Annotated in this window: 9 protein-coding genes, 2 tRNA genes and 1 pseudogene; 9 read left to right on the top strand and 3 right to left on the bottom strand. The window is 40.7% G+C overall.

Annotated features, from left to right (window positions below; translation table 11 throughout):
- Positions 1-14 precede the first annotated feature (14 nt).
- Positions 15-88: transfer RNA gene (locus tag B7700_RS10820), tRNA-Ile, on the top strand.
- A 6-nt stretch (positions 89-94) separates the two neighbouring features.
- Positions 95-182, top strand: a tRNA-Ser gene (locus B7700_RS10815).
- A 184-nt stretch (positions 183-366) separates the two neighbouring features.
- Here the strand turns inward: B7700_RS10815 and birA are convergent.
- The gene (gene birA, locus B7700_RS10810) at positions 367-1,302 is read right to left on the bottom strand and encodes a bifunctional biotin--[acetyl-CoA-carboxylase] ligase/biotin operon repressor BirA (RefSeq protein ID WP_084888843.1); all 936 of its coding nucleotides are present in this window, start codon (positions 1,300-1,302) and stop codon (positions 367-369) included.
- Between the two features lie 269 nt (positions 1,303-1,571).
- Here birA and B7700_RS10805 point away from each other — a divergent pair, with 269 nt between their 5' ends.
- The 5 genes and pseudogenes from B7700_RS10805 to B7700_RS10785 all read left to right on the top strand — a co-directional run bounded on the left by B7700_RS10805 (position 1,572) and on the right by B7700_RS10785 (position 5,836).
- The gene (locus B7700_RS10805; RefSeq protein ID WP_004238796.1) at positions 1,572-2,765 is read left to right on the top strand and encodes an O-antigen ligase family protein; all 1,194 of its coding nucleotides are present in this window, start codon (positions 1,572-1,574) and stop codon (positions 2,763-2,765) included.
- Positions 2,766-2,910: 145 nt separating this feature from the next.
- Positions 2,911-3,354: a MarR family winged helix-turn-helix transcriptional regulator gene (locus B7700_RS10800; protein WP_000655212.1), complete on the top strand. Its 444-nt coding sequence runs from the start codon at positions 2,911-2,913 to the stop codon at positions 3,352-3,354.
- 34 nt (positions 3,355-3,388) lie between these two features.
- A pseudogene (locus tag B7700_RS10795) lies at positions 3,389-3,580 on the top strand (nuclear transport factor 2 family protein); the annotation flags it as partial.
- A gap of 14 nt (positions 3,581-3,594) precedes the next feature.
- Positions 3,595-4,323 (top strand): ATP-binding cassette domain-containing protein, encoded by a 729-nt coding sequence (locus B7700_RS10790; protein ID WP_084888841.1) that lies wholly within the window; start codon positions 3,595-3,597, stop codon positions 4,321-4,323.
- Positions 4,316-5,836: an ABC transporter permease/substrate-binding protein gene (locus B7700_RS10785; RefSeq protein ID WP_084888839.1), complete on the top strand. Its 1,521-nt coding sequence runs from the start codon at positions 4,316-4,318 to the stop codon at positions 5,834-5,836. The genes B7700_RS10790 and B7700_RS10785 overlap by 8 nt, the downstream gene beginning before the upstream one ends.
- A 137-nt stretch (positions 5,837-5,973) precedes the next feature.
- Here B7700_RS10785 and B7700_RS10780 read toward each other — a convergent pair whose 3' ends face one another.
- Positions 5,974-6,510: a TetR/AcrR family transcriptional regulator gene (locus tag B7700_RS10780; RefSeq protein WP_004235331.1), complete on the bottom strand. Its 537-nt coding sequence runs from the start codon at positions 6,508-6,510 to the stop codon at positions 5,974-5,976.
- Positions 6,511-6,642: 132 nt separating this feature from the next.
- Between B7700_RS10780 and B7700_RS10775 the strand changes: the two genes are divergently transcribed.
- The gene (locus B7700_RS10775; protein WP_000095928.1) at positions 6,643-7,533 is read left to right on the top strand and encodes a cation diffusion facilitator family transporter; all 891 of its coding nucleotides are present in this window, start codon (positions 6,643-6,645) and stop codon (positions 7,531-7,533) included.
- Between the two features lie 33 nt (positions 7,534-7,566).
- Here the strand turns inward: B7700_RS10775 and galR are convergent, their stop codons facing one another.
- Positions 7,567-8,571 carry a DNA-binding transcriptional regulator GalR gene (gene galR / locus B7700_RS10770; RefSeq protein WP_084888837.1) on the bottom strand — a complete coding sequence of 335 codons (1,005 nt, stop codon included), beginning with the start codon at positions 8,569-8,571 and terminating at the stop codon, positions 7,567-7,569.
- 164 nt (positions 8,572-8,735) lie between these two features.
- On the opposite strand from galR, the gene B7700_RS10765 reads away from it, so the two are divergent.
- Positions 8,736-9,914, top strand: coding sequence for a galactokinase (locus tag B7700_RS10765; protein WP_084888835.1), 1,179 nt, complete (start codon positions 8,736-8,738; stop codon positions 9,912-9,914).
- The last annotated feature ends 10 nt before the right edge of the window (positions 9,915-9,924 follow it).

Raw genomic sequence — 9,924 nt, 5'->3', positions numbered from 1 at the left:
CAAGTTTTTAACTTGGGCGCGTAGCTCAGGTGGTTAGAGCGCACGCCTGATAAGCGTGAGGTCGGTGGTTCGAGTCCACTCGTGCCCATTAATAGGAGAATTACTCAAGAGGCTGAAGAGGACGGTTTGCTAAATCGTTAGGTCGGGTAACTGGCGCAAGGGTTCGAATCCCTTATTCTCCGTTTTATTGAGAGTTTATAACTCTTTTTTTGTATTTTTAAGAATTGTAGAATAAAAACTTCAGATTTGTAAAACTTAATTGGATTACTTATCTGAAGTTTTTTGCGCTCTTTGTCAACTGTAGTGGGCTGCAGAAAAGCTAAAATCTTTATATATTGTCGATTTTATGGTTGTGCTAGTTTATTATTACTTCCAACTCTTGAGTGATATTTCTCCGCTATTGAGCCAGATTTCTTTTCCGTTATCACATTGAACTAGAAGCTTTCCACTTTCAGAGATATCTTTAGCAAGTCCCTTGTAGTCTTTTTGATTTAGTGTGAAAGTAACTTCTTTTCCTAGAACGAATGACTGTTTTTTGTATAGGTATAATAGTTCTTCTGCTGGTGTTTCGAAGAAAGTGCGCCAGATTTCTATGATTAATTCATTTCTGGTAATAGGTGCTGGTGTTTTAAATAAACTAGCAGCTTTTTCTTTTAATTCTTGTGGGAAATCATTAATAGTGAAGTTGATTCCTACTCCAATAATGATATCTGTGACTAAGCTAGTTTCCACAGAGGTCATTGCTTCAGTGAGGATTCCTCCAATTTTTTGATTTTTGAGGTAGATATCATTGACCCATTTTATGTCGATATCTATTAAAGTTAGGTTCTTAATGGCTTTGTAGATAGCTCCTGCTACAAGTAGTGTGTAGGATGGTAATTTGTCGTAAGGGAGATTTGGTTTGAGATGGAGGGTCATATAAATGCCACCTTGTGGGGAGTAGAAGGAGCGTTGAAAACGGCCTCGTCCTGCTGTTTGATAGGAAGCTAGATAGAGGGTGTTTGCTTCATTTCCTAAATCAATTGCTTCTTTTGCATCGAGTTGTGTTGATCTTGTTTCGGGTTTAAAACTGACTTTAATTGGAAGGTTTTCTTCTAGAATCTCTGGAAGAATAAGGTCTCCACTCACCAGTTTATAGCCTTTGTTTTTGATACTATCAATTTCAATGCCTTCTTGTTCTAGCCGCCTGATGGCTTTCCAAATTGATGTTCGGCTGAGGGATAGTTCTTCTGCGATTTTTTCTCCGCTGATATAGTTGGCATCTTTAGCTAGAATTTGGTAGACAGCTTGGTAAGATTTCATAGTGTTTCCTTTCTTTAGGAATAGTATCTGATTTGAATCTAGTTTGGCTAGTTGCTTAATTACTACTATTTTAACATATGCCTAGTATTTACGGTATGATTTTCTTAGAGTAAATGTAGTCATTAAGCTTGAGGTGTGAAATCTCAGTATTTTTGCTCCTTTTTTAACTAGGAAGCGTTTCCTTTGTTTTCAAATTGCTAAAAAAGTGGTACAATATAGGATAGCTTACTATTATCTGAATCAACTGATTTGGAGAGAAAGGATTCATTTTGAAATCAATAGGCTTTATTGAAAAGCTGAAAGGGTTGTCTAGTAAAGAGCTGATTTTATTGGGAATTATCCTGAGTATCTTTTTACCCTTTTATCTTTTTGTAGTTGTATTCTGTTTATATATTATCAGTTTAATTTTCACAGGAGACATGAAAAGTATTCTTCAGAAAATGGGGGAGCATCCGATGCTGCTTCTTTTTCTTGGCTATAGTACTGTTATATCCGTTTTTGCACAAAATTGGATGGGAGTTGTGGCTTCAGTAGGAATTTTTCTATTTACTGTTTTCTTTTTGCATTATCAGTCGATTTTATCACATAAATTCTTTCGATTGATTTTGCAGCTCGTCTTGTTTGGTAGCGTTTTGTCAGCTGCTTTTGCGAGTTTAGAACATTTCCAAATTGTGAAGAAATTCAACTATGCTTTTCTTTCACCTAACATGCAGGTGTGGCATCAGAATCGTGCAGAAGTGACCTTCTTTAATCCTAATTATTATGGAATTATTTGTTGTTTCTGTATCATGATTGCCTTCTATCTGTTTACAACGACCAAGTTGAATTGGTTGAAAGTATTCTGTGTGATTGCAGGCTTTGTGAATCTCTTTGGTTTGAACTTTACGCAAAATCGAACTGCCTTTCCTGCTATTATCGCTGGTGCCATTATCTATCTCTTTACGACCATTAAAAACTGGAAGGCCTTTTGGCTTAGTATTGGGGTCTTTGCGATTGGCTTGAGCTTCCTCTTTTCTAGTGATTTGGGAGTTCGGATGGGGACTTTAGACTCTTCTATGGAAGAACGCATTTCTATCTGGGATGCTGGGATGGCCTTGTTTAAGCAAAATCCTTTTTGGGGTGAAGGGCCATTGACCTACATGCACTCGTATCCTCGGATAAATGCTCCTTATCATGAACATGCTCACAGTCTTTATATTGATACGATTCTGAGTTACGGAATTGTAGGGACTATTTTACTAGTTTTGTCTTCTGTGGCTCCTGTTCGCTTGATGATGGATATGAGTCAGGAGTCGGGGAAACGCCCGATTATCGGTCTTTATCTATCTTTCCTTACAGTGGTTGCTGTGCACGGAATCTTTGACTTGGCCCTCTTCTGGATTCAGTCAGGTTTCATTTTCTTGCTAGTTATGTGCAGTGTTCCATTGGAGCATCGAACGTTGGTATCAGACATGACGGATTAAGTTTTATAAGATTGAAATCTTCTACCTTGGGTAGGAGATTTTTTTACTGGGAAAAATTATTTCTAAATCGAAATAGTTGACAGTTGGAACGATGAGTGTTACAATTGTTTTATTCGTTTCGATATGGAAATAAATTGGAGGTGTCATGAAAGATAGTCATTTGCTAGCTCATCATATTCGTTTGTTGAATGGGCGGCTTTTTCAAAAGTTACTGAGCCAAGATCCTGATGCTCTTTATCGGAGTGAACAGGGGAAGATTTTAGCGGTTTTATGGAATAGTGAAACTGGCTGCGCAACTGCGACAGATATTGCGCTTGCGACTGGGCTTGCTAATAATACTCTGACGACGATGATTAAAAAACTAGAGGAACAAAATCTTGTAACTATTAGTCCATGTGGAGAAGATAAGCGTAAGAAGTATTTGGTTTTAACAGAGTTGGGGCAGTCTCAGAAAGAAGTGGGGCATCGTGTCAGTCAGAAATTGGATACGATCTTTTATAAAGGATTCACCGAGGAAGAAATTCGTCAGTTTGAAGCCTTTCAAGAAAGAATTTTGGTTAATCTGAAAGAGGAGGAAAATGAGGTTTAAAATGGAGCAAATTAGCTGTTTATAAGTAAAGGCCACTTTTGACTTTGTTTTCCAACTCTTAGGACAAGGAAACTATGTGGTTAGCTATGGTCAGAATCAGATTGGTGGAGTTGCCTATGCCCAGTACGATATCTTCCGACTAGAAAACGGGAAAATTGTGGAACATTGGGATAATAAGGAAGTCATGCCTAAGGTAGAAGATTTGACCAATCGAGGGAAGTTTTAAATTGAGGATACAGAATGATTGAATACAAAAATGTAGCTTTACGTTACACAGAAAAAGATGTCTTGAGAGATGTTAATTTACGGATTGAGAATGGGGAATTTATGGTTTTAGTTGGGCCATCTGGATCAGGTAAGACGACCATGATCAAGATGATTAACCGTCTTTTGGAACCAACTGATGGAAATATTTACATGGATGGCAAGCGCATCAAAGACTATGACGAGCGTGAGCTTCGTCTCTCTACTGGTTATGTTTTACAGGCCATTGCTCTCTTTCCAAATCTAACGGTTGCGGAAAATATTGCCCTGATTCCTGAGATGAAAGGATGGACTAAGGAAGAAATTGCTCAGAAAACAGAAGAGCTTTTGGCTAAGGTTGGTTTACCAGTGGCTGAGTATGGACATCGACTTCCTAATGAATTATCTGGTGGAGAACAGCAACGGGTCGGTATTGTTCGTGCTATGATTGGTCAGCCTAAGATTCTCCTCATGGATGAACCTTTTTCAGCCTTGGATGCTATTTCGAGAAAACAGTTGCAGATTCTGACGAAAGAATTGCATAAAGAATTTGGGATGACAACGATTTTTGTAACCCATGATACGGATGAAGCTCTGAAATTGGCGGACCGTATTGCTGTCTTGCAGGATGGAGAGATTCGCCAGGTAGCGAATCCCGAGACTATTTTAAAAGCTCCTGCAACAGATTTTGTAGCAGACTTGTTTGGAGGTAGTGTTCATGACTAATTTAATTGCAACTTTTCAGAATCGTTTTAGTGATTGGTTGACAGCTCTATCTCAACATTTGCAGTTGTCACTTTTGACCTTGTTGCTGGCCATCTTTATAGCGATTCCTTTGGCTGTTTATCTTCGATATCATGAGAAGTTAGCGGATTGGGTCTTGCAGATTGCAGGGATTTTCCAGACTATCCCGTCTCTGGCCTTGTTGGGGCTCTTTATCCCCTTGATGGGAATTGGAACCTTGCCGGCTTTAACAGCGCTAGTGATTTATGCGATTTTCCCGATCTTACAAAATACCATCACTGGGTTGAAGGGAATTGATCCAAGTCTGCAAGAGGCTGGGATTGCCTTTGGGATGACTAGATGGGAGCGACTCAAGAAGTTTGAAATTCCACTTGCCATGCCTGTTATGATGTCTGGGATTCGCACAGCGGCCGTCTTGATTATCGGTACGGCCACCTTGGCGGCCTTGATTGGTGCAGGGGGACTAGGTTCCTTTATCCTTTTGGGAATTGACCGTAATAATGCCAGTCTGATTTTGATTGGGGCACTTTCTTCTGCAGTGCTGGCTATTGCCTTTAACTTACTACTAAAAGTGATGGAAAAAGCAAAATTGCGGACGATTTTCTCTGGTTTTGCCTTGGTGACAATATTGCTCGGTCTGTCTTATAGTCCAGCCTTACTAGCTCAAAAAGAGAAAGAAAACTTGGTTATTGCTGGGAAATTGGGACCGGAACCAGAAATTTTGGCCAATATGTATAAACTCCTTATTGAAGAAAATACCAGCATGACTGCGACTGTAAAACCAAATTTTGGGAAAACAAGCTTTCTTTATGAAGCTCTGAAAAAAGGCGATATTGACATCTATCCTGAATTTACAGGAACGGTGACTGAAAGTTTGCTACAACCATCACCGAAAGTGGGTCATGAGCCAGATCAGGTTTATCAGGTAGCGCGTGATGGTATTGCCAAACAGAATCATCTAGCCTATCTCAAACCCATGTCTTATCAAAATACCTATGCTGTAGCTGTTCCGAAAAAGATTGCTCAAGAATATGGCTTGAAGACCATTTCGGACTTGAAAAAAGTGGAAGGGCAGTTGAAGGCTGGATTTACTCTCGAGTTTAATGACCGTGAAGATGGCAATAAGGGCTTGCAATCAATGTATGGTCTCAATCTCAATGTAGCGACCATGGAACCAGCCCTTCGCTATCAGGCTATTCAGTCAGGTGATATTCAAATCACGGACGCCTATTCGACCGATGCGGAATTGGCACGTTATGATTTACAGGTATTGGAAGATGACAAGCAACTCTTCCCACCTTATCAAGGGGCTCCACTCATGAAAGAAGTTCTTCTCAAGAAACATCCAGAGTTGGAAACAGTTCTCAATAAATTGGCTGGTAAAATTACTGAAAGCCAGATGAGCCAGCTCAACTACCAAGTCGGTGTTGAAGGCAAGTCAGCAGAACAAGTAGCCAAGGAGTTTCTACAAGAACAAGGTTTGTTGAAGAAATAGTTTGAAAATGTCAAACTCAACTTTGTTAAACGACCATATAGAAAACTGCTCAGACAATGTTGTCTGGGCTTTTTTGATTGTTGAAAAGATGAAAACTCAGTAGCCTAGAAATAAGGCAACTGAGCTCTACTCTGTATTCAATTTTTAGGAATGAGAAGGTCTAGATAAAACTGGACAACTTCCTGGTATGTAAAGTCTTGTCCTTTTTTGAGCCACCAGGTCAATGTCTCGATAAAGTTGGACACGACCAAGTGTTGGAGGTAAGAAGTAGGCAGATTAGTGTGGGCTTCTTTTAACTCATCAGCCAACATGGGATAGACATGGTGTTCTAGCTCTTTATGGAGTTGACGGAGGAAGTAGTCATTTTTGGAAAATAGCAGACTGGTAACATGGTCCTGGTTTTTCTGAAAATGTAAAAAGATATGTGCGAGGTAGTCCTCGGTAGTAAAGTGTCCTTCCCTTTCAAAGAGATGATGAAAGAGGTAGCGACAGAGCTCATCTAAAAGGAGTTCCTTGCTTTCATAGTGACAGTAAAAAGTAGAACGCCCAACATCTGCTAGGTCAATGATATCCTGAACAGTAGTGGCATCATAGCCTTTGTCGTTCAAAAGTTGTAAAAAAGCTTGATAGATGGCTTTTTTCGTCTTGCTGACTCGACGGTCTCTTTTTGGCATGTAGACACTTGAGACAAACTGTTCAGAACTGAACATGGCTGACAGTTTGCTTCTATCCTTTCTTTGAATTTTATTAGATAATACAAATGAAAGAAGTATGTATATACCCATTATACCAAAGGAGGGAGAGAAATGAGTTCTAAAACATCTATCTGGTTAGCTTTTTTCTTAAATTTAAGCTATGCGATTGTTGAGTTTATCGCAGGAGGAATCTTTGGTTCGAGTGCAGTTCTTGCTGATTCCGTTCATGACTTGGGAGATGCTATAGCCATTGGCATCTCAGCCCTTTTAGAAACAATTTCAAACCGTGAAGAAGATAGACAGTACACCTTGGGTTACAAACGTTTTAGTCTTTTAGGAGCCATGCTAACGGCTGTGATTCTTATGATAGGGTCTGTCCTAGTGATCTTGGAAAATGTCACAAAGATTGTTCACCCGCAACCCGTCAATGAGGAAGGCATCCTCTGGCTGGGAATCATTGCAGTAGCCATTAATGTGCTAGCAAGTCTGGTAGTTCGTAAGGGGAAAACAAAGAACGAGTCAATTCTTAGCCTGCATTTTTTGGAAGACACTCTTGGTTGGTTGGCCGTCATTCTAATGGCGATTATTCTTCGATTTACGGACTGGTATATCCTCGATCCGCTTTTATCACTAGTTATTTCTATCTTTATTCTGTCGAAAGCCATTCCTCGCTTTTGGAGCGCACTGAAAATTTTCCTAGATGCTGTGCCAGAAGGAGTCGAGACAAGTGATTTGGAGAAGGATTTAGAGGCTCTACCCAATGTCAACAGTGTCAATCAACTTAGCATTTGGTCCATGGATGGTCTAGAGAATAATGCTATTGTTCACATTTGTATCAAGGACTGGGAACAGATGATGGAAACCAAAGAAGTGGTGCGTCAATGTTTAGAAGAAAGAGGCGTGCAGAATATCACTATTGAAGTAGATAGCAGTCAAAGCAATCATGCGCAACATAAGCGGAGGGTGAGAGAATTAGAGCAGAAGCATGGGCATCATCATTAGAAAAGCGACCTCGCTAGAGGTCGTTTTGTTATCCTATTCATTCCTTGTACTTTCTCTCAGAGTCAGTCTGGTTCCCAACATGGTTAGGCTAGGGATTTTGCGACCGTGGAGTACTTCTTTATTAAGAATATCCATGCCTGCTCTGCCCATTTCCTCGGTATAGACGGTGATGCTAGAGAGGGGTGGATAGACCTGTTTGGTCAGGCTGGTGTCGTTAAAGGAAATAAGACTGACGCGGTCTGGCAGGCTGATTCCAGTTTCTTGGAGCGCACGGAGGGCACCGATGGCTAAACTATCACTGGCAGCAAAAAATGCTGGTGGGAGTTGGTCTCCCAAGCTCTGAATGGCTTCCTTCATCAAGTCATAGCCAGACTGGGCAGTAAAGCTTCCTTGAAAGACCAGTTCATCATGATAGATTCCTTTTGTTTGACTGTAGTTCTTAAAATTTTCAAGTCGCTTGTCCTGAATGATTTCTTCTTGGTCAGTTGTTTCCTCAAGGCCGGTTAAAATTCCGATACGGTCCATCCCTTGACTGAGGAAATAATCGACAACCTGTTTCATGGCAGTGTAAAAGTCCGTGATAATGCAGGTATGTCCTAGTGAAAGAGTATCACTGTCTAGAAAGACAAGAGGCTTTTGGTATTCTTCAAAGGCAGAGATCTGAGCTCGACTAAACTTTCCGATGCAGAGAATCCCGATGACTTCCTCGCTCAGTGTAAAAGGATGGTCATTAAAATAGCGTAAAATATCATAGTCCAGTTCTTGGGCTCTTTTTTCTATGCCTAGGCGAATCTGGTAGTAGTAGAGGTCGTCCAGTTCCCCTTGTTCGCTGACCCATTGGATAATGGCAATCTTTTGCTTGGGCTTGTGGGACTCGCCTGTCTTGAGGTGCTTAGTGTAGCCCAACTCTTCAGCAACAGTTAAAATACGGTGTCTGGTTTCTTCTGTAACAGATAGGCTCTGGTCGCGATTGAGGACGCGGGATACGGTCGCGATAGAGACAGAGGCTAGCTGTGCAATGTCTTTTAAAGTAGCCATAAATCCTCCTTCTTTAAGGTTAGTATATCATATTTTTCTGCTTTTTACTGATAGTTTAGTAAAATTTTAGTAAAAATGATTGACCTTGGGAAATCCCTTGGATACAATAGAAGAAAACGATTACACGTTAAGGTGACTTAACGGACAGTAAAAGGAGAAATCATATGACACAACATCTTACTGCTGAAGCTCTTCGCAAAGACTTTCTTGCTGTTTTTGGTCAAGAAGCAGACCAAACCTTCTTTTCACCAGGTCGTATCAATTTGATTGGTGAACACACAGACTACAACGGTGGGCACGTTTTTCCAGCTGCTATTTCTTTGGGAACTTATGGTGCAGCTCGTAAGCGTGACGACCAAATTTTACGTTTCTACTCAGCTAACTTTGAAGACAAGGGCATCATCGAAGTGCCTTTAGCGGATCTCAAGTTTGAAAAAGAGCACAACTGGACCAATTATCCAAAAGGGGTTCTTCATTTCTTGCAAGAAGCTGGACATGTGATTGACAAAGGTTTTGATTTTTATGTTTATGGGAATATCCCAAATGGTGCTGGCTTGTCTTCTTCAGCGTCCTTGGAACTTTTGACTGGGGTTGTGGCAGAGCATCTCTTTGATTTAAAACTAGACCGTTTGGATTTGGTAAAAATTGGAAAACAAACAGAAAACAACTTTATCGGAGTCAACTCTGGCATTATGGACCAGTTTGCTATCGGTATGGGTGCAGACCAACGTGCTATTTACCTTGATACCAACACCTTAGAGTATGATTTGGTGCCACTTGATTTGAAGGACAATGTCGTTGTTATTATGAACACCAATAAACGTCGTGAATTGGCGGATTCTAAATATAATGAACGCCGTGCTGAGTGTGAAAAAGCAGTAGAAGAATTGCAAGTTGCCTTGGATATTCAGACATTGGGTGAGTTGGACGAGTGGGCCTTTGACCAATATAGCTATCTGATTAAAGATGAAAATCGTTTGAAACGTGCTCGCCATGCTGTGCTTGAAAATCAACGTACCCTTAAAGCTCAAGCAGCCCTCCAAGCAGGAGATTTGGAAACATTTGGTCGTTTGATGAATGCGTCACACGTTTCCCTAGAGCATGACTATGAAGTAACTGGTTTGGAATTGGATACTCTTGTTCATACAGCTTGGGCACAAGAAGGAGTTCTCGGTGCTCGTATGACAGGGGCAGGTTTTGGCGGATGTGCCATTGCTTTGGTGCAAAAAGATGCTGTTGAGGCCTTTAAGGAAGCTGTAGGCAAACACTACGAGGAAGTCGTTGGATACGCTCCAAGCTTCTATATCGCTGAAGTTGCAGGTGGCACTCGCGTCCTTGACTAGTCCAAAGGAG

It is taken from the genome of Streptococcus mitis (assembly GCF_002096755.1).
Lineage (GTDB): Bacteria > Bacillota > Bacilli > Lactobacillales > Streptococcaceae > Streptococcus > Streptococcus mitis_AC.
This window is presented reverse-complemented; position numbering and strand designations above follow the sequence as displayed.